At 43.7% G+C, this 20,951-nt stretch carries 12 protein-coding genes; all 12 read right to left on the bottom strand.

The window, feature by feature from the left end:
• Window positions 1–31: 31 nt before the first annotated feature.
• The 12 genes from CJ305_RS13445 to CJ305_RS13500 all read right to left on the bottom strand — a co-directional run bounded on the left by CJ305_RS13445 (window position 32) and on the right by CJ305_RS13500 (window position 20,947).
• A complete protein-coding gene (locus CJ305_RS13445; protein ID WP_099646805.1) occupies window positions 32–1,468 on the bottom strand; it encodes a sulfatase-like hydrolase/transferase in 1,437 nt (478 codons plus the stop codon).
• 121 nt (window positions 1,469–1,589) lie between these two features.
• A complete protein-coding gene (locus tag CJ305_RS13450; protein WP_099646806.1) occupies window positions 1,590–3,170 on the bottom strand; it encodes a sulfatase in 1,581 nt (526 codons plus the stop codon).
• 204 nt (window positions 3,171–3,374) lie between these two features.
• A complete protein-coding gene (locus tag CJ305_RS13455) occupies window positions 3,375–3,710 on the bottom strand; it encodes a hypothetical protein (RefSeq protein ID WP_099646807.1) in 336 nt (111 codons plus the stop codon).
• Between the two features lie 143 nt (window positions 3,711–3,853).
• Window positions 3,854–5,860: a thioredoxin domain-containing protein gene (locus tag CJ305_RS13460; RefSeq protein WP_099646808.1), complete on the bottom strand. Its 2,007-nt coding sequence runs from the start codon at window positions 5,858–5,860 to the stop codon at window positions 3,854–3,856.
• A gap of 3 nt (window positions 5,861–5,863) precedes the next feature.
• Window positions 5,864–9,229, bottom strand: coding sequence for a VCBS repeat-containing protein (locus CJ305_RS13465; RefSeq protein ID WP_099646809.1), 3,366 nt, complete (start codon window positions 9,227–9,229; stop codon window positions 5,864–5,866).
• Window positions 9,230–9,313: 84 nt separating this feature from the next.
• Complete coding sequence (locus tag CJ305_RS13470) at window positions 9,314–10,840, bottom strand: SusD/RagB family nutrient-binding outer membrane lipoprotein (RefSeq protein ID WP_099646810.1); 1,527 nt, start codon at window positions 10,838–10,840, stop codon at window positions 9,314–9,316.
• A 10-nt stretch (window positions 10,841–10,850) separates the two neighbouring features.
• Complete coding sequence (locus CJ305_RS13475; protein ID WP_099646811.1) at window positions 10,851–13,949, bottom strand: SusC/RagA family TonB-linked outer membrane protein; 3,099 nt, start codon at window positions 13,947–13,949, stop codon at window positions 10,851–10,853.
• Between the two features lie 405 nt (window positions 13,950–14,354).
• On the bottom strand, window positions 14,355–15,500 hold the full coding sequence (locus tag CJ305_RS13480) for a sialidase family protein (protein ID WP_099646812.1): 1,146 nt from the start codon (window positions 15,498–15,500) through the stop codon (window positions 14,355–14,357).
• A gap of 6 nt (window positions 15,501–15,506) precedes the next feature.
• Window positions 15,507–16,142: a copper homeostasis protein CutC gene (locus CJ305_RS13485; protein WP_099646813.1), complete on the bottom strand. Its 636-nt coding sequence runs from the start codon at window positions 16,140–16,142 to the stop codon at window positions 15,507–15,509.
• Window positions 16,143–16,147: 5 nt separating this feature from the next.
• Window positions 16,148–18,025, bottom strand: a complete 1,878-nt coding sequence (locus CJ305_RS13490; RefSeq protein ID WP_099646814.1) for a beta-N-acetylhexosaminidase — start codon at window positions 18,023–18,025, stop codon at window positions 16,148–16,150.
• A 12-nt stretch (window positions 18,026–18,037) separates the two neighbouring features.
• Window positions 18,038–19,492 (bottom strand): alpha-L-fucosidase, encoded by a 1,455-nt coding sequence (locus tag CJ305_RS13495; RefSeq protein WP_099646815.1) that lies wholly within the window; start codon window positions 19,490–19,492, stop codon window positions 18,038–18,040.
• A 6-nt stretch (window positions 19,493–19,498) separates the two neighbouring features.
• On the bottom strand, window positions 19,499–20,947 hold the full coding sequence (locus CJ305_RS13500) for an alpha-L-fucosidase (protein ID WP_099646816.1): 1,449 nt from the start codon (window positions 20,945–20,947) through the stop codon (window positions 19,499–19,501).
• Window positions 20,948–20,951 lie beyond the last annotated feature (4 nt).

A 20,951-nucleotide genomic window follows, 5' to 3' on the forward strand; every position in this document is an offset into this window, starting at 1 on the left:
CATTCATTCCCCAATCATTGCTGAAAAATTCCTAATCCTGATTTATGCGAATCCGATTTTTCTTGAAGGCATCACTGTGAATGTCCTCGTAAAGCGGTTGTTTATTTTCCATGAGACTTTTCTGAATTTCATACGTGACATCCATCCACTCATCTCCTTCGTCCCAAAGCGGAGCAACAAGGGTTTCTTCCCAGTTGTGGTAGGCCTCTTCCAGTTCATTGAGCATTGCCAAATTAGAACCAGCCAGATTCTCTGTTTCCTGAATGTTTTCGTCAAGATTATACAGCACCGTCTCTACACCTTCAAGCCTCACGGTTTTGAATGCGCCCACACGTGCCGCAGACTCCTCCAGTTTTCGCCAGAATAATTGCTGATGTGGGTCTCCCTGTAGTTCCCCGGTTAGATAGGGCAATAGATCAACTCCGTCAAGCTGAAGGTCTTTCGGTATTTTAAGAGATGCAGCAGCTGCCGAGGTTTTAAAAATATCGAGCGAAGAGCTGAGTCCGTCAAAAGTTTTACCCGGCTCTATCTTTGAGGGATAACTCAGAATAAAAGGAACCCGGTGCCCACCTTCAAAGTGATTGCCTTTCCATCCTTTGAGCACACCGTTTTCAGACTGGTTGTTATTAGCCCCACCATTATCGCTTAAAAAGTAAATCAGCGTATTTTGACGCAGTCCTAAAGCCTCTAATTTATCGAGAAGCTTACCTACATTTTGATCTAATGACCAGGTCATAGCGGCTAAATCCTGACGGGGATGGTTCCTGTATTTTTCCAGATCTTCCGGTTTCGCTTCCATTGGAGTATGCACCGCGTTGTAGGCCAAGTACATAAAAAACGACGTCTCTTTTGACTCTTCAACAAATCGTACACTTTGGTCCCCTAAAACATCGGTGAGATAGCCTTCAAAAACCACCCGCTCCCCGTTGTGCTGAAGCATATTTTTTTCGCCCGGATCTTTAAGCGGAAAATACGACCTGCTTCCGCTTAAAAAACCATAGAATTCATCAAAGCCTCTTTGATTGGGATGATCTGATTCTTCTTCACCTAAATGCCACTTGCCCAACGCGTAGGTCGTATAACCATTGTCCTGAAAAACATCAGCCATAGTAAATACCTCATCACTGAGGCCAATGCCACCGGTATTATTAGCCTCAAAACCAAAGCGTTGCTGGTATTTACCCGTCATAAGCCCGGCACGGGATGGTGCGCATACGGTAGCGCTCACGTGGGCATCGGTAAACACAGCGCCACTTGCCGCCAGCTCATCAATACGCGGAGTTTCTAAATCTTCAGAACCCATAAATCCGAAATCGGCATAACCTGCATCATCAATGAGGATGACAATGACATTAGGTGGAGCAGGGCTTTCGGTGATAGGTGTATTTTGCTGCTTTTCGGTTTGTGTTTTGCAGGAAGTATGAAACACGCAAATAGCCAAAAAACAGGTAATCGAAAGGGTTTTCATAATAGTTTGAGATACGTTTGGTGTCTAAGTAAGTATTTAAAAGAATCAGAGTAAAAACGGTTTACTTTCCAATTTCAGAACGGGAAAGCTTAGGGAACCCTCCCGAATTACCTGAAAAAAATTAATCACGCGTTATTTTACTTCCCCACCAGGTTGGATTAGGAGTATAGGTTTTAGATAACATCTGAAGACGTTGCTCTTCCAGTTTTGGCAGCAGCACTTCTAATCGCTCCCGATCAAGTTCATTGCGTTTATGTTGATCAAACTGCGGGTCTTTCTGAGGCCGAAGCGCGTTGGTTTCTTCGAGAAAAGCCATCAATTCTTCCTTTAGTTCACGAGTCCGTTCAGGTTCAACTGCGGAAAGATCCCGTTGTTCACGGGAATCATCTTCCAGATTATACAATTCGTCGTGATCATCTTCCCAATAGTGAATAAGCTTGTACGCTCCTCTTCGAATTATAGATGAAGGCAGACCTCCCTGATTACCGTAATGCGGATAGTGCCAAAACAGCGCTCGCTCCTCAAAATTCTCGCCTTCTATGAGCGGTCTCAAACTTTTACCATCAACTGCCTGCTGTGGGATTTGAGGTATGCCTGCATAATCGAGCAGCGTAGGATAAAAGTCAGTCCCCGTAACCGGAACATCAGAACTTTTTACGGCGTTATAGTTCCTGGGCAATTTGATGAAAAATGGCTCTCTGATACCTCCCTCCCATTGATAGCCTTTACCACCCCGCAAGGGAAGATTTGAAGTTGAAAAAGCATCGCCGGAAGCCACACCTCCATTATCTGAGGTAAATATGATAATGGTATTTTCATATAATCCGCTTTGCTTCAGCTGCTCGATAACCAAACAAACCGCATCGTCCATTTGCTCTACGAGGCCTGCATAAACCGGATTATCCTGTTCTGTACGAATGGGCAGCATTTGCTCCATTACAAAAGCGCTTTGAGAAATCCCCAGCGAATCTGCCTTATTTCGATATTTAGCCCATTTTTGCTCTGTGGTTTGAATTGGTCCGTGCACGGCATAAAAGGAAAGCATGGCAAAAAAAGGAGTGTCAGTATGCCCGGCAATAAATTGCGAAGTTTCTTTAGCCAGACGCAGGGAAAGATTCTCTCCCGGTTCTGTATTCGGGAGTTTGGGATTATCCCAGGGAGAAAAATATCCTCCTTTGGGGCTGCCTACTTCCCAGCCTCCTTGGTTAATATCGTATCCATTTGTTTCAGGGGAAGAATCACCATCGCCCAGGTGCCATTTACCGGCAAAAAAAGTAGCATAGCCACCGGCCTTTAAAGCTTCAGGTAGTGTGATTGCCTGCTGCGGCAACTGATGCCTGTAAGTTGGAGGAAGTGTTTTGTCATATCGGTTTAAATCACGCCAGGCTTCGCCTTCAGGTGCTCCTATCCAATCTGTAATTCCGTGACGGGCGGTAAACTGCCCCAGCATAATACTGGCCCGCGATGGACTGCAAACCCGACTGGCGGCATAACCCTGAGTAAAAACGGTTCCTTCGTTAGCAATGCGGTCAATATTGGGGGTCTCATAATACCGGCTACCCGTAATGCTCAGGTCGTGATAGCCCAAATCATCTGCAAGAATGAAAAGAATGTTGGGACGCGAAGAAGAATCAGGGGTTTGGCCTTCCAGAAAATTTGAAAAACCCAGAAGGAATATCCAAAATAATAGTGGTCTAAACATAGTCCCAAATTAACTTAGATCTATTGTGCACAGGGGGTACTTCAAATTCAAACAACAGGTTAAATGAGTCAGAAGACGCTATCACCCACCGAAAATATATAAACTATCGGAATTCGTTTTTTAGAATAAAGATCAGAAAGGCATCTTCCACAAAAAACACACTCTTGATCCTGACCGTTCAGCTACCGCGCGATGCAGTAAAACTTAATACAAAATATTGTCAAGTACCGACTGTAAACGCTGCTCGCTAAGTTTATAGCGTTTGTCTGAGAGAAAAATTTCCTGAATCTCTTTACGGAAAGCTGCAAGCTCCATCTGGCTGTAGTCATTAGCCTGAACTGCTTTCTGAATACGTTTAATTTGCTTTTTTTCTGAATCGTTTCTAAACTGGGCATAAAGCTCTGCAAAGGTTTTTAAAGAAACCTTTGACCGAATCATCTCGAGTTCTTCTTCCGTTTCTTCTTTGTCAACATTGGCGCATAACAACAATACATAGGTCTGCAATTCTTCTTTAGACCATTTTCCCTCTTTATCTTTCATGAATTTTGAATTTTGGTTAGCCGCCTGGTCAAAATTGAAACCTATGGATTGAAATCTCTGGCGAATCTTAAAGATATGAAAATTAGTCGCTTGCTGAGTCAGTTAGAACTATGCCTGTTATAACCTATATAGAAGAATACCGATTATTGAGGCGTTTCGAGCTGTTTTAAAGCTTCCGAAACTGTGGTTGTGGGAAGCTTGCAGAAAGTCTCCTGACAGACATAGATATACGTTTCTTCCGGATCGTAGCGGTTTTCAAATAAAGGTCCGTCTTTTCCGGTTTTCGAAAAAGCAATCAAAACATTCGGTAGATAGGTATTCCAAATCTCCTTTGTTCGGGTTTCAGCCTCATTTCCCACCACCACGCATTCATAATACGGGTACACATAACCCAACTGAACATGAAGCGCTGAAGTGTAGTTTGCGGGATATTGAAATGCTTTGGGCTTTATGATTTTGAGCATATCTTCCGCTCTATTCCGGTAGTGTTCCTGACCGGTTATTTTGCTTAATTCAAAAGCGCTTAATGCCATTAATCCATTGGGAGAAGGCATTACATCATCGTCGGTTTTATAGATTGGAGTTAATAGATTTTGGCTCTGACCAAAACGAAATAACCCTATCGAAGGTTCAAAAAATAAATCCTGAGCCTGGTTATACAATTCCGCTGCTTTTTCTGAATAAAGCATTTTTCCACTCGTCAAATACACGTCTAAAGCTGCACGTATGAGGTAGGCATAATCTTCCAGATAGACTCCGTTTTGCTGAGACGCGGGAATATGGCTTAATTCTTTTGTATCAGACGGGGCTAAAAAAGTAAATAGCTGCTCCGCTTTCGTCAAATAGTGATCTTCCTGAAAGGCCTTGTAAGCTTCGGTATAGGCTGTAATCAGTAAGGCGTTCCACGAAGTGATAATTTTGTCATCTGTCAGCGGTCTGGATCTTTCTGCACGAGTCTTATAGAGTTTAGAAAGCTTGTTCTGAAGTTGAGTCCCGGGAGCAGATGATTTTATACCCAATACGTGGCTTTCCGCAGTAAAGGGATACAATTCAAAATAGTCTTCCGTTTCCGCAAAACTTCCCAATACACTTTCAAGTTCATTTTTGGTCCAGGTATAAAATGCACCTTCGCCCTCATCAGTATCTGCGCGAATTGAAGATTTGAATCCGCCGGATTCACTTTTCAGTTCGTTTTCCATAAACTGAAGGGTCTGGACAGCAACGTTTTTGTATGCTTCCTTTTTAAAAAGGCGGTATGCCCTGGCATACACACTTACCAGCTGTGCATTGTCATAGAGCATTTTTTCAAAGTGCGGAATTTGCCATTTTCGATCTGTAGCATATCTAAAGAAACCGCCTCCCACGTGATCGTAAACCCCACCTGAAGCCGTTGCATCTAAGGTACGTTCTAAATGCCGTAAAGCCTCAGCATCATTGGAGAGCACTGCATAATCCATTAAAAAAGATAGGGAGGCCGGGAGCATAAATTTCTGATCGCCCGTGTTCCCGCCGTATTCGGAATCCCATTGCTTTTTCCACGTATCAAGAGCTTGCGCTATATCAGATTTTACAAAAGATGTGGATTCTATATCAGGTTCAATTAAAGCCGCCCGCCGCACACCTTTGGTAATATTATCAGCAAAAGCAATGGCTTTTTCAGGGTGATTTTTGTAGAGTTGGTTCAATTTGTCGAGCACCTGAATCCATTGGGATTTGCTGTGGTAAGTACCGGCATAGAGTGGACGACCATCAGGCAAAGCAATCACGTTCAATGGCCAGCCACCCTCACCTTTAATTAATTGCAGGGCAGTCATATAGACCTGATCAATATCGGGGCGTTCTTCCCGGTCTACTTTAATGCTTACAAAGTTGGCATTCATGACCTGTGCCACCTCTTCGTCCTCAAAAGACTCTTTAGCCATAACATGACACCAGTGGCATGATGCGTATCCTATACTAATTACTACCAGTTTTGATTCTTCCTGAGCCTGTTTAAAGGCCGCTTCACTCCAGGCTTGCCAGTTAATAGGATTATGTGCGTGATCCAGTAAATACGCGCTCTCCTCTTCAATTAAAGAATTGGTATACTTAAACTGTTGCTCCTGAGCAAAATTGACCAGTGTAAAAAGCAGGAAGAACCAGCGCATCATCAGTTATCGGTTAGTTAAAGACTTTTGAGTCTGGTTGTTTTTCACTTTAAACCATTGTACCGCAGCGTTGTTGTTAGCGACAAGAATGTAACGCTCTTTACCTATTTGCATCTCCGTGATTTTCTTGGCGTCCCGGTTTGCAAAAAAGCCGGAGTCTAAAACCGAAACGGGCTCAAAACCGCCTGCGCCATCACCTAAAAGCATCAGCCCCGTACCGGCATCATTACGTGGCGTTTCTATCTCTGAGACAAAAAGGTTACCCACTGCTAAAACATCGAGATTACCATCGCTGTCGAAATCTTCAACCAGCAAATCATTAATGCTTGAAAGCTGTGCCATTCTTGGTAATTCATGCATTTCAAAGCTCCCATCACCGGTATTCTCAAGATAAACCGAAGCAAACGTATCTGCCACGTAATGCAGAGATTTATCGAGCTTCTTCTCGCCATAAATTGCGTCGAGTTCCAGAGAAGCAAAAATATCGTACTGCTTTATTTCAGCCTTGAGCCCGGGAATCTGTTGAGAAGAGCACGAAAAACCTCTTAGCGGAAAGTGTTTATCATCATCGTGATAGCTGAGTACAATATCGTAAGAACCATTCCCATCAAAATCGTTATAGTAAATATCGAAGGGCTCTTGCGGAGAGGTCTGGTATTTATAGTTTAAACCTAGATTTCCAACTATAAAATCCATATCACCATCCCGGTCAAAATCTCCTGATTCCATAGCAAACCACCATCCGGTAGATTTCTCTAAACCTGACATATCTGTTCGCTCCAAGGTACCGTTTCTGTTTATAAAGACCGTTATCGGCATCCATTCCCCTACCAGCATCAAATCTGAATCGCTGTCCCCGTCGATGTCAGACCAAACTGCATCGGTAACCATCCCGATATTTTCTAATTCGGGTGCCAGTTCTTTGGTTTTATTGACCAAACGATTATTCTCATTAACTAGTAACATACTGCTTGCCGGAAGCGGGTACTGATGTGGCCAGTGCCTTCCGCCCACAAACAAGTCGATATCCCCGTCATTGTCATAGTCCATCGCCTTTACTGCAGAACCGCTATCGCGACCAATATCCTGAATAGCGCCTTTTTTAAAATTTCCTGTTCCGTCATTGAGATATATTCGATCTACATAATGAAAATCGTTTACGGGATATTCATTTCCGCCACTTACCACGTACAAATCCTGAAAACCATCGCCATCTACATCAAAAAACAGGGCATCTACATCTTCAAAAGCGTTTTCCTTATCCCAGAAATCAGCATTTACTGATTCGAACTTTCCTTCTTCATCCTGAATAAAAAGTCGGGGAGCGTAACCGCTTGCACCTCCAAAAAACATGTCTTCGAGTCCGTCGTTATTGACATCTCCCTTAGCCAGTGCCGGACCAAACTGTGACATTTTGTGTGGAAGCAGTACCTGATTGATGTAATCGTCGTAGTCATTCTCAGTATGAACCAATTGAATGGGAGCGCCCTCGATTTTCTCGAATAATGTCGAATCCTTTAGATCTGCCACCGGCTCTAAAACACCATCTGCTTCTTCCATTACCAAAGTGAGTTGCTGATTTGCAGGAAGATTTCTAAGAGTTGTCTTTTGACTGTTTGGCCAAATAACCACAAGACTGTCTAAACCGCTCGCTGCTCCTAATCCGAAATGAGCGGTTTGCTCACTGGTGCTGTAGATTCCTCTTACGTTAGTTGTTTCCAACAATTGAGATTGACCTGGATTGTAAGCTACTATTCGCGAACCCAAAACCGGCTTATGAGCGTTGCTGGTAAGCTTTACTCTCAGATAATTGGTATTTTTAAGTTGCTCTGCATTATTTCGATATACGAATGCTTCGGCATTGATGTTATTCACAACAAGATCCAGATCGCCATCGTTATCGAGATCGGCATAGGCCGCTCCGTTAGAAAAAGATTCCTCATCAAGCCCCCAGGCTTCCGTAACTTTATCAAACTTAAGATCGCCTTTGTTTTTATAGGCGTAATTTTTCAAAGGTTGAGATGGAATGAGTTCTAAAATATGGTCGAGTTCTACAACGTCCCAAACACTAACTTCAGAGTTGTCGTCAGGATGTTCTGCGGCATAATTCTGCAAGGCTTCGGCTACATACTTAGCTACTTTTTTATCTGCATCGGTATTCCGGATATCGCGCAAAAGACCATTTGAGATATAAGTATCTTTTAAACCATCATTATCAAAATCTGCAATAAGGTTACTCCAGCTCCAGTCAGTCTTGGCCATTCCAAAAAGTTGGGCGACATCGCTGTAGGTTCCGTTTCCGTTAGAAAGCTGAAACGTATTGTACATATATTGATAATGCCCGCCGTCGTTTACCACTTTCCAAAATGCATCCGGATTCATTCCGCTCATATTGGCTTTGGAGCGGTAATTGTCTTCCGCCGCCATATCAACGGTAAAAATATCGAGCTCGCCATCATTATTCACATCGGCGACATCAACGCCCATACTGTAAAAGGATATGTGATTCATGGCCTCATCAATCACATTACTAAAGGTGCCATCCTGGTTATTGATGAACAGGAAATCTGGCGCATCAAAATCATTAGCCACGTAAATATCTGTCCAGCCATCGTTGTTAAAATCGCTGGTAGATACCGCATTGGGATAACCTGATTTAGCCACTCCTGCAAGAGATGAAACCTCAACAAAAGAATTTCCACCCCGATTTTTATAGAGTTTAATATGATATTCAGGCCTTAACAGGTTAGTGCCGGAATACTTGGAATAGCTCCCGGGATTGGGTGGCTGGGTGAGCAAGATCAAATCGAGAAAACCATCTTTGTTATAATCAAAAAAGGAAGCGTGACGCGTGCGCTGTTGATCAGCCACACCATACTGCTCTGCAGATTCTGTAAACGTCGCATCGCCGTTGTTGATATACAATAAATTACGTCGCAGTTCAGGTTTCTCATCATACAACTCGCGGCTTAGGTAAATATCTGGCCAGCCATCGTTATTTACATCTGCAACGGTTACGCCTGTAGTCCAGCCGCCATCGTGTACCAGACCAGAATTTGCGGAAGCATCTTCAAACTTCAAATTCCCGGTATTGAGATACAACTTACCATTTACGAGGTTTCCTGCGAAATAGATATCCTGCAAACCATCCTGATTAAAATCACCAACACCTACTCCTGCCCCGCCGTAAAAATTGTCGTAAAGCAAAATATTACGTTCGGTATTTTCATCCAGAAGATTATTAAAATGAATCCCTGTTTTTGAAGATTCAAGTAGGGTGAATTGCTTGACCTGCTCAGTTAATGTTTGCGCATGTATGCCATTAAAAATCAGAGCAATGCAGTAGAAACTAAGGGTACAAAATCTGTTCATAAGAAGCATCTGTAGATTTAAAAATATACAAAAAAAGGGAGAGTCTCCTCTCCCTTTTTTATAAGGCTAGATCAAAAAATAAGCTTATTCAGCATCCCACCACATACGCGTGGTAAGCAAATCAGGACCCTGATCTGAAATCACGGCATTGTAGTTCTCAGCATTGAGAACCGCTTCATTAGTTGGATAAACCAAACGACGCGGAATGGTTCCCCCAGTTGCATTACCGTCGTAATTCACTGGAGTAAGTGCCGGAATTCCGGTACGTCTCCAGTTTGCATAGGCTTCATATTCATTCAAGAAAATGGCCAGGTAATATTGCGTATTAATCTGCTCTAAAGCATTTGCTGCATTAAAGGGATTAGCTACCAGATAATCTGCAATTGCAGCATCTGAAATAGCTGCTCCGGGAGCATACATTTCCAGATATTTCATTGCAGCAGTTACCCCATCTGCATAATGCGTTGCAGCCGCAGCAGTACCACCGGCAAGACCCCATCTAACGGCAGCCTCAGCAAGCATAAATTCAACCTCGGCGTAGGTTTGCCAGAACATTGGTGCCCCTTCACTCATCAGGTATTTTGAGTTTGGCTCTGAATAGGTACTCAGGTCATCTCCCCCACTATACGATTGAATCGTAGTCCCATCAAGACCATTAGGTAATCCCTTTTGGCTGGCAGGGTCGTCATCTACAAAACCAGATTCAGTTGGCGGAAGGGCTGCATAAACACGGATTCTTGGATCGTCACGCTCTTCAAGCATATCAAGGAAGGTTTTACTGATACGAGCTGAGCGGTCAGCCGTAAATACTTCGCCATTACCGTTTCTAATAATACCATTACCACCGGTTTGATGCGTGATATAGGCAATATCATCATTAGACTCCATAACTCCGCCCGAAATCGCCTTACCGGCCCACTCCTGAGCTGCAGCAGGATCAACTTTTACCATACGCAAAGCCAAACGAAGCATTAGCGAGTTGCCCCATTTTTTCCACTTAGACAGGTCGCCGTTGTAGATAATATCTGCAGCACCTAAACTTGAAGTTCCACTGCTCAATGCAGTTGTAGCTTCTTCCAGTTCTCTTAGCATATCTGCATAAATGTCTTCCTGCTTATCGTAAACCGGTCTGGTTAAACCTTCTATAAATGCACGTCCTGCTTCAGAATACGGAACATCTCCATATAAGTCTGTGATTCGGCTGTAAGCAAAAACGCGTAGTATTCTCACCATCGCATATTCAGGTGAAGCCGTTAGCTCTTCAGCTTCCAGCTGAAACTTCATGTCTTCAATTGACTTAATCGTCTGTGGATACTGTGCATCCCAGTATGCTGAAGAATAAGCTGCATTGTAAAAATACTTATCTCCGCTCCAGTAACCCTGCGTATTGGCAAGATGCTGTATCATAGTAGAGCAGTAGATTAAATTACCCCTCCAGGACTCATAACGCTGCCCTGAGGTATATAAAATTGCCTTGGGAAACTTATACTGAAGATCGAGTTCATTGGATTTAGTGGGATCAACGTTTAGTTCTTCAAATCCCTTGTCGCAGGATACTCCCGCAATTAATACGAGGAATAAAACCGTCGCTTTTATTAGTAGACTTTTCATATTTATTTTTTTAAAACTTAACATCTAAACTTAATCCATAACTTCTGGTAGAAGGCAGTCCAAATCGCTCAATACCATTTGCGAACGTATTATTATACGCAGACTCTGGATCTATATTTTCGGTATTTCTCATCAGGAAGAATAAATTTCGCCCTATGAAAGAAACTCGTGCACTTCTTATAAATGTACTCTCCAGCAAACTTGAGGGTAACGAATATCCCAGACTTACCTGACGGAATTTAATAAAATCTGCATCCTGAACGTTTGCTTCGGCTATATCATAGAGTCTCTGGTAGTAGAGGCTCAAATTTTCGGGTGCGATTGTCGTACTGAAATCAGCTCCTGCAGCATTCACACCGCTTACAGTAAGTCCGTTTTCACGACCTACAAGGGTATTATTACTCGCTCCATAAAAATTAGCAAACGCACTGGTTCCTGAGAAAATATCAGCTCCGAATTTTCCATCTATCAGGAATGAAAATTCAAAGTTTTTATAATTAAAGGTATTGGTTATACCCATAGTCCACGGTGCAACACCCTGACCAATCACCGCATTTGGACCTATAGAAGGTGCACCATTGCTGTCGTACTGAATATTACCATCTGCATCTCTTACGAATGTAGTTCCGTAAAGTGTAGCTGCAGGATATCCTACGAGGTAACCTGACTGTGAGTTCACGCCATAAGCAGCATCTCCTGGAAAAATAGGATTACCATCATTATCCGTTTTGGTAACCTCGTTTTCGTTATAGGTAAGGTTATAGCTCACATTCCACTCAAAATTTGGGTTCTTAACCGGACTACCGCTTAATAACATCTCAACCCCTTTATTCTGTAATTCTCCAATATTTATACTGGCGCTGCTATAACCCGAAGCTGTAGACGTATTGATATTTACGATATCATTCTCCGTTTTATTAGCATAATACGTTAGATCTAAATTTAAACGACTTCTTAAGAATCTTAGGTCAACACCTATTTCATATTCTTTCTTAGAAAAAGGTTTCAAATTCTCATTAGGTAATGCTGAATTATTTATTCCTCCTAATGAAACGGTTGGTCCGGTAGCTGTATACGTGTCTGTAATCGCATAGGTTAGAGCCAGTTGATACGGATCATTAGCACCACCACCTACATCAGAATAACCTGCTCTTAATTTCCCGAAGGTTAACCACTCAGGCATTTCAAAGGCATCTGAAAACACAAAACTGGTATTCACTGATGGGTAGAAATAGTTGTTTGGTGCAGTTTTACCGGCTTTTGATAGCGTGGAGAACCAGTCATTTCTTCCGGTTACAGTTAAGTACAAATAATCTCTAAATGAAAATTCAGAAGAGAAATAAAGTCCGTTTCTCTTAACCCGACCTAAATTATAACTGTAATTTCTATTGGCTACGTTTTCAATATTTACCAATGTTGGAATCACAAAATCATTACCAATTAAATTGATTTGTTCATTCTTAACATAATTGGAGTTAGCTCCAATCAAGGTTGAAGTAGATATATCCTCAGTTATTTGCTTATCATACCCTAAAATCACATCGGCGTCAACAGTCTTTACGTTAAAGGTTTGCTCCTGCATGCCTCCACGTGGTTTGTAGGCAGTTCCAAATGGCTCTACAGAAGTGATGCGCGCGGTAAATTGATCTATACCTGCTCTCCCTAAGAGATAAAGACCCTCTGTGAATTGATACTTCAGTGTGGTTGAACCTATGAATCTGTTTTTATCACTCTCATTTTTAAATCTAAAAGCAGTCCAGTATGGGTTTTGCTGATACACGTTTGAAGAAATTCTAAACTCAGTACCGTCTTCATTAAAACCAGGCTTATAGTTATTTACATCAATGTTAGGAGGTGAAAGGGCTACAGTAAAGTTTCCGTTACCCGGAGAGTCTGAAGTTCGGGGACGGTTATTTACTTCCTCAATAATGTATTTTCCGCTTACGTTTAATGTAAGCTTATCGGCAAGAACAGCACCTGCGTTTAAAGAGAATGATTTTCTATTCAAACCTGCATTTGGAGTAATATCGTCGTTTGATAAATCAGTTGCCGAAAAACGCAAATTATAATTTTCGCCGGCCTGACTGATAGCAACCGTATTAATAGCAGTAGTTCCTGTCTCATAATACTTGTCGATGTTATCACCGGTATAGCTATAAGGACGGCTCACTCCGTCAAACTGAACCGCCGAAGCTACACTACCCAATCTGGCTCCCCAGGATTGCATACCTGCGTCAAGTGCTTCCTGCTGTGTGGTAGGAGCTACTCCGTTAAGACCCTGACCGTATTCCGTTTGAAACTCATACAGATCAGTCATTACCGTTTCTAACTGATAAGAACTTGAAATATCAACTCCTAATCCCTTTTGCCCCTTACCGGATTTTGTTGTGATCACAATAACACCGGCAGATGCTCGAGAACCATAGAGTGCAGCAGCAGCACCACCCTTTAGGACACTAATACTTTCAATATCATCCGGATTAATCCCAGAAATACCATCACCGTAGTCAGAACCACCCCATCTACTGGCAGATCCCAGGTTTTGGTTATTGATAGGAATTCCATCCACGATATATAAAGGCTGAGAAGTACCGCTTAAAGACGATACACCCCGTATCACCACTTTACTGGTACCTGCCGGTCCGGTGGCCGCTCCGGTAATATTAACACCCGCGATTTTACCTTGTAGGGCATTGATGGCGTTTACCTGAGGGACTTCGGCAACGGCCTCACCACTTACTTCAGTAAGCGAGTAACCCAAAGCTTTCTGCTCCTTTTTAATACCCAGTGCAGTCACCACAACCGCGTTAAGCTCTTCGGTACTTTCTTCCATACTTACATTAATGACAGATCCTGAAGAAGCAGATCTTTCTACAGTTACGAAGCCAAGGGCTGAATATTCAAGAATCGCATTAGAACCGGAAACATCAATAGAGTAATTACCGTCAAAATCTGTTGACGTTCCATTAGAAGTTCCTTTTTCAATAACATTTACTCCCGGCACAGGGTTTCCCGAAGAATCGGTAACTGTACCTGTAACGGTTTGGGCTAGAATTCCGGAGAAACTCAAAAGACCAAAAACCAAGAGGTATATAGTTTTCAACTTCATTTTAGATAGGTTTTTAGATGATTTAATTGTTTAGAAATTGTTTGCATTCGTAGTTAACTGCAGAGAACCATAGCGTAGTATCTAAATTCACTGCTGCTAAAAGTTTCAGGACCTAGTTATGTCCTGTTTTTAGTGGGTTTACCGTATCTGATACGTAATATTTCGTCATAGAATAGTGGTTTTGATTAGGTTATGCTTTTGTTAGCTAAAGCTTAAATCTTTCTTAAAGATGTTTATAAATTCATGTTAAAAGAAACTATTTCGACAGATAACACCTCTCAGGAGTTAAGCAACAAAATAGGCTATGTAGACAACCTTAAGTAAATGACGAATAACAGGTTTTAGATGCTAAACAGTGAAAGATCAATTTTTACAGCACTCAACTATTGACTAAACCTTATAAAATTATAACTGGAGCTGAGGATTCTCAATTACCAAGACCTCAAAAAGAGGATAGTCTGCTTTCATGATATTGAACAGACCAATGAACGAATTAGTGCAGATCAATTTTTTGAGCTGAAGCTTCACATACCTGATTTTGTTGCGGTTGTGGGTATAGGAGATGTGCACAAAACCCTGATCGTCCTGAATAATTGCCGGATAACTAAACTCACCTTCGGTTGCATTTTCCAGGACTAAAATATCTTCCCAGTTTTCACCGTCTGCGCTGTAGGCCAGATTGAGTTTGTTGCGACCGTCTGCCCAGTCTGCACCGGCCTCAGTGGGATTATAAACCAATAAGAAAGTACCATCCTTTAAAGTCACGGCATCTACCCCGCTATTAGGATTAAGTACCGAGCTTGTTACCGTCTCAGACCAGGTTTTACCCTCGTCATTGCTCGTACTTTCCATCAAATAATTCTGATTGCTGCGCATTAAGGCCTTTAAACTTCCGTCCTTAAGCTGAAGAAGGGTAGGCTGAATCACCTTTACCGTATCTGCGGAAGGAATGGCTACTTTTTCCCAGGTATTTCCCTGATCATAGGACAGTTCAATATGCGATTTCCACACCTCGCCCCCTTCGCTTTCCACACTTGACGGACTCACAATCACGCCAGATCCTAATTGGATGGGCTTATTTTTTACAGGACCGAGGATTCCGTCGGGTAGTCGTTTTGCTTCAGACCAGGTTTTACCGGCATCTCCTGAAACTTTCAACATTCCCCACCAGGTTGAGGGTGACGGACCTTCCTTATAAAAAAGGAGTACTTTATTTTCGGCATTCTTAACTAAAACCGGATTCCAGGTAGGATAGCTTATGCTGTCAATCGCAGTCTGACCGTCAGCCACTTTTTCAGGAACAGACCAGGCGTCCTGAGTTAACCGACTAGTGTAGATACTTACCTGAGGATGCCGCTCGTATTCCCCGCCGAACCAGGCCGCGAGAATCTCACCGTCCTGGGTTTCTACAAGCGTTGAGGCATGACATTGTTTAAAAGGAGCCTCTGTAAAAATAAATTCATCGGCTACTATCTGTACTTGCGGGGTCTTATCTTGATTACAGGAAGTTAAAAAGTTTACAAAAAACAGGAGGAGGAAAAAACGGTGCATAATTTTTTAATTTAATTCACCAACGATGCGGCTTCCGTGATAGGCTTTGGCTCCCAAAGACGCGTGAAGCTCCTGGAGATTAAACTGGGTTATTTTTCCGGCAGGCATAACCTCAATCTGATCACCCGCTAACTCGAGCATGGCTTTCAACGTCTCCGCTCCATCAAAAGCATTTGACTTTCCGCCCGAAGTAAGCACGGTATCTATTCCTTTAAGCTCCAATAACTGCTGTAAAGCTTCCAACGGATCTGGAGTCGCATCAATGGCTTTATGAATCACCACTTTTAAAGGTTTTGCCGCCTTGGCCAATTGCTTTATGGCTTCAATATTTAAAGTATTGTCGGGATTCAGGACTCCGAAAACAACACCCTCAGCACCCAACTTTTTACACAACTCAATTCCGCTTTGCATATGATTGAGCTCCTCTTCGTTGTATTTAAAATCCCCATTGCGTGGTCTGATGATCACCCGAACCGGAATCTTTACCTGCCCGATGACTTTTTTGATCAAATCGGGCGCGGGGGTGAGTCCGTCAAAAGCCAGGTAGGCACAAAGCTCCAGACGGTCTGCTCCCTTTACCTCGGCTGCCAGGGCCTGTTCTAACGATTCTACACAAGCTTCTTTTAAATAGGGTGATGCCATAAAAATTAGTTTTTCGGTTGTGGAGTTCGCATAGTTTCGGAAGTAATGCTTCCCTGTAACTCAGAATCTGCAAACAATCCGGCTTTTACCGTGGTTCCTGCTTTAAGCTTCTGTGGTTTCTCATACACGTTTGAAGACGCTGTGGGTGTGCTTCCGTCTAAGGTATAGCGTACGATTCCCTCCCATTGAGGATGTAAAACCACCTCAAAATCTTTAGCTTTTTCATCGTATTCTGCCCGAATCTCCACATTGTAAATCGTATTGGAATAGTTGAGATCCTGCAACTCATAGCGCTCCAACTGTTGCGGAATGCGTTTTTTAAAACTTTCCCAGTTTTTATGCTCTTCCCCGCTCCACACGACCTCAGCCAATGCACTGATACGCGGAAAAACCATATACTCCCTGCTGTCTGATGTGGGTAAATATTCTGTCCATAAGTTGGCCTGAGCGCCCATAATGTATTGCGCTTCTTCATCAGACAGGGCATCTGGTGTAGGCTTGTAGGAATAGACTTTTTTTAACGGCAGATAGCCACCAATGTTCAGGGGCTCTTGATCGGGATCGCCCTGCCCATGGTCAAAATACAGATGCGAACCCGGCGACATCACCACATAATGTGCATCCTTCGCGGCAGCAATTCCGCCTTCTTCCCCGCGCCAGGACATAACCGCAGCGTTTGGTGCCAGCCCCCCTTCCAGAATTTCATCCCAACCGATGATTTGACGGCCTTTTGAATTCAGGAATTTTTCTATACGGGTGATGAAATAACTCTGCAACTCGTGTTCGTCTTTCAGACCCAGAGAATCAATTTTAAACTGAATACGCTCCGAAGCTTCCCACTGGTCTTTTGGTGCCTCATCCCCACCAATGTGGATGTATTTGGAAGGAAAAATATCCATCACTTCAACCAAAACATCTTCCAGAAAATCAAAGGTGGATTCTTCCACATTAAAAATATCGGGAAAAACGCCCCAGGTGGTTACCGTTTTAACCGGCTTATCTGTATTTCCCAATTGGGGATACGATGCAACTGCAGCCGTAGCATGGCCGGGCATTTCGATCTCAGGTACCACGGTGATGTAGCGTTCTTTGGCGTAAGCAACAATTTCGCGGGCTTCCTCTTGTGTGTAATATCCGCCATAGCGCTTGCCGTCGTATTTGCCGGTTCCGTAATGGCCCACTAGGGTCGAATCGCGATACGCGCCCACTTCAGTCAGCAACGGATATTTTTTGATCTGTAAGCGCCATCCCTGATCTTCAGTTAAATGCCAGTGAAAGGTATTCAACTTATGCGCCGCCATCTGATCGAGGTATTTTTTGATAAACGCTACCGAACTGATGTGTCGCCCGGTGTCCAGGTGCAAACCGCGCCATTTGTAGGCCGGAACATCGGTAATCATTACTGCAGGAACCGTCCAGTCTACCGCACGCGCCACTTCATTTTTCACCACCTCGGGCGGAAGCAATTGATACAGGGTCTGCATGGCGTAAAAAAGTCCGGCCGGTTGGTTTGCCCGGGCTAAAATATGATTTGGAGTTACTTCCAAGTGATATCCTTCAGCGCCCAATTCTTCATCGGGCTCAAGCTGAAAAACCACCGCGTGTTGCTGATCTTCAAAATCGGCAAGTGGCAGTATGGGCAGCAGCATTCCGCTAACGGTTCTCAATTGTTTTTGAAACATTTCGGCGATGTGCATAACTTCGGTTTGAGCAGGATCTGCGTACAAAACCGTATGCTTATCGATCACAAAATTGCCCTCCCCCAACTCGTATTCCGTAGGAATGGGAATTACCGAAAGCTCAGATTTTTGAGCGCTCAGATTTCCGCAAAGCGAAAAGATTACAAGCGCAAGGCTGATGCGTAACATAACCGAATTTTTCATGGGATTGGATTTTTAATATACTTCTACATTTGAAATCAACGGACAAGCCAAAGCTTCTGTTATTTCCAGTTTCAATTTTGAGGTTTGCACCCCGTTTAGTTTTAAAATGCGTTTGTGACCAATGGTTGTCTCGCTGGCGATTTCCTTCCAGGCGTTATTTTCCCAAACCAAAACTTTAAAAGCCGCAACCCGCTGCCCCAGTTTGATGTATTCCTGAAGCACCAGATAATTCAGTTTTTGCGGTGCATCCCAGGTTAGTTCCAGGCTTCCTGTAGTCACGCCGTCATCAGTGGTCCAGTAGGTTTCGGCATCGCCATCTAATACTTTTGCTGCATCAAAAGCTTCCGCCTTACCGCGATGGCTGCTTGCCGTAGCGGTTGCTTTTTCCGCCAGGTTTGTAGCAAAAACGCTGTCTAATATCTTTCGGAATCCCTGCAGGGCAGCCACATCATTTTCGTGAAACAGACCACGACGATCAGGTGGAATATTGAGCAACAAGGTAGAACCGCGCCCTACCGAAGTGAGGTACAATTCAAATAAATTTTCGGGTGTGCGCACAAGCGAATCTTCTGAAGCATGGTAAAACCAACCCGGACGTATAGATGTATTTACTTCGGCCGGCACCCAGCTGGTTCCATCAGGCGAACCGGTTTGCAAAATGTCGCCAATGTCGGACTTACCCGCGTAAAGCGTATCGGTATTAATCGTGTTCCAATGGGTCTTTCCTCCTATTCCGCCTTCGTTGCCCACCCAGCGTAAATCGGGTCCTGCATCGCTAAAAAACAAGACCTGCGGCTGCATTTCTTTAGCCATTGCAATAGATTTAGGCCAGTCGTAGTACGTCTCGCGGTCTATTTTGCGCTCTTCATTGGCTCCGCCGTAATAGCCATCGCCACCGTTAGCGCCGTCAAACCACATCTCAAACACCGGCCCATAACCGGTAAACAATTCTTTGACCTGATTGCGATAGTAATCTACATACGAGGGCTCTCCATAATCAGCACGGTTACGGTCCCAGGGAGACAGATAGACCCCAAAATCGAGGTCGTATTTCCTGGCAGATTCAGAAACTTCTTTAACCAGATCGCCCTTGCCTTCTTTATAAGGACTCGCGGCAATATCGTGCTCGGTATATTCAGAAGGCCACAGGGCAAAACCATCGTGGTGTTTTGCGGTTAAAATCGCACCGCTAAATCCCGCATCTTTAAGGGTTGACATCCACTGGTCGGTGTCAAGCTCGGTGGGATTGAAAAGTTCCGGAGACTCATCACCATAACCCCATTCCTTATCGGTAAAGGTGTTGATGGTAAAATGAATAAAGGCATTCATTTCCATATCATACCAGGCCAATTGTTCGGCGCTGGGCAATGGCCCATAAGGTTCCGGTGCTTCGATATTTGTATCCTGCTCGCACGAACTAAAGAGGAATATGGAAAGAATGGCGGTAAAACCGAATATCTGTTTCATAAAGTTTTAGTTTTTAAATGAAAATGCTAAAGCGGCTTTAGCGCTTTTTCGCACTTCGGAAGGAATCTGAACGCTAAGGGTATTTCCATTAAGGGTATAGCCTAATTTTTGACCCGTACTTACCAATCGCAGGGTGCTTCCCTTTTTGGGAAGATTACCAGACCAGCTGATACTTTTAGGCACATCTTTTCCGTCTTCAAGCAGGCTGATGGCGAAGGTTTCCTTATCATTTGCTGTAAACCAGGTGTTGTTATCCTGATAGGCATCAATCGCGTGTGTGCCGTAGATGGCTTCTGCATTTTGATCAAGCCAGTCACCTATTTCGGCCAAAATGGGAAGCGCATCGGGAGGAAGCAAACCATCGGGTTGTGGGCCAACGCCCAGCAACATATTTCCGCCTTTGGCAACCACTTCAACCAAGCTATGAATGACTTCTGCCGAAGTTTTAAAATTATCATTAGGCACATAACCCCAGTTGTTACCCAGCGTCATACAGGTTTCCCAGGGATGATCGAGTTTGGTATCGGGAATTTTACGCTCGGGAGTCTGGTAATTTTCATAGGGACCGTGAACGGTGCGGTCGGCAAAAATGATTCCCGGCTGGGCCTCACGGGCCATTGCTGCAATGCGCGGTATATTTACTTCCTGACTAAACTCAGGAATCGGTGCTCCCCAGGCGCGCACTTCGTCGGTTACGGTTTCCCGTGGGCGCACCCAGCCGCCGTCTAACCACAAAATATCGATAGCTCCATAATCATGCATCAGTTCGCTGATCTGATTGTAGGTGAAATCCTGATAGCTCTTCCATTTTTCGGGGTATTTGCGAATGTCGTAGTTCACATTTCGGTCTGGCGTTGCGTATTTATCCCACCAAAAGTCCTGATTGTGCCAGTCTGGCTTTGAATAATACGCCCCAATCATAAAATCCTTATTGCGGAAGGCTTCAAACACATACTTGGCCACATTGGCTTTGGGGTGATTTTTAAAGGGTCCGTTTGTGATTTTATAGTCGGTTTGCTGCGTGTCAAACATATTAAAACCGTCGTGATGCTTGGTGGTAAACACCACGTACTTCATCCCTGCATCTGCGGCAGCTTCCGCCCAACTGTCGGGATCGAAATTGACCGGGTTAAAAACCGAGCTCAAATTCCAGTACCATTTTTTATAGTCGTTATACGAAATCCCTTCGGGTCGCTCCAGCCAGGGCTCAGAGCACAATTGCCAGGATTCAATAATTCCGGGAACCGCATAAACACCCCAATGAATGAGCATCCCAAACTTTTGATCGCCCCAGGTTTTTAGCTTTTGCTGAACCAAAGGATCTGTAGGTGCCACATAGACTTCAGACTGCTCGTGCAGGTTACCGCCCTGAGCGAAAAGGGCCGTGCTGCCGGTTAGGGTGCCGTACAGCACAGTCCAAATTATCAACCTATTTAGGGATAAAAGGGTTTTCATAAAT

The organism is Leeuwenhoekiella nanhaiensis (genome assembly GCF_002744755.1).
Taxonomy (GTDB): Bacteria; Bacteroidota; Bacteroidia; order Flavobacteriales; family Flavobacteriaceae; genus Leeuwenhoekiella; species Leeuwenhoekiella nanhaiensis.

Coding starts and splice junctions, on each gene's coding strand:
- CJ305_RS13445 (WP_099646805.1), bottom strand. CDS start 1,468: ATGAAAACCCTTTCGATTACCTGTTTTTTGGCTATTTGCGTGTTTCAT.
- CJ305_RS13450 (WP_099646806.1), bottom strand. CDS start 3,170: ATGTTTAGACCACTATTATTTTGGATATTCCTTCTGGGTTTTTCAAAT.
- CJ305_RS13455 (WP_099646807.1), bottom strand. CDS start 3,710: ATGAAAGATAAAGAGGGAAAATGGTCTAAAGAAGAATTGCAGACCTAT.
- CJ305_RS13460 (WP_099646808.1), bottom strand. CDS start 5,860: ATGATGCGCTGGTTCTTCCTGCTTTTTACACTGGTCAATTTTGCTCAG.
- CJ305_RS13465 (WP_099646809.1), bottom strand. CDS start 9,229: ATGAACAGATTTTGTACCCTTAGTTTCTACTGCATTGCTCTGATTTTT.
- CJ305_RS13470 (WP_099646810.1), bottom strand. CDS start 10,840: ATGAAAAGTCTACTAATAAAAGCGACGGTTTTATTCCTCGTATTAATT.
- CJ305_RS13475 (WP_099646811.1), bottom strand. CDS start 13,949: ATGAAGTTGAAAACTATATACCTCTTGGTTTTTGGTCTTTTGAGTTTC.
- CJ305_RS13480 (WP_099646812.1), bottom strand. CDS start 15,500: ATGCACCGTTTTTTCCTCCTCCTGTTTTTTGTAAACTTTTTAACTTCC.
- CJ305_RS13485 (WP_099646813.1), bottom strand. CDS start 16,142: ATGGCATCACCCTATTTAAAAGAAGCTTGTGTAGAATCGTTAGAACAG.
- CJ305_RS13490 (WP_099646814.1), bottom strand. CDS start 18,025: ATGAAAAATTCGGTTATGTTACGCATCAGCCTTGCGCTTGTAATCTTT.
- CJ305_RS13495 (WP_099646815.1), bottom strand. CDS start 19,492: ATGAAACAGATATTCGGTTTTACCGCCATTCTTTCCATATTCCTCTTT.
- CJ305_RS13500 (WP_099646816.1), bottom strand. CDS start 20,947: ATGAAAACCCTTTTATCCCTAAATAGGTTGATAATTTGGACTGTGCTG.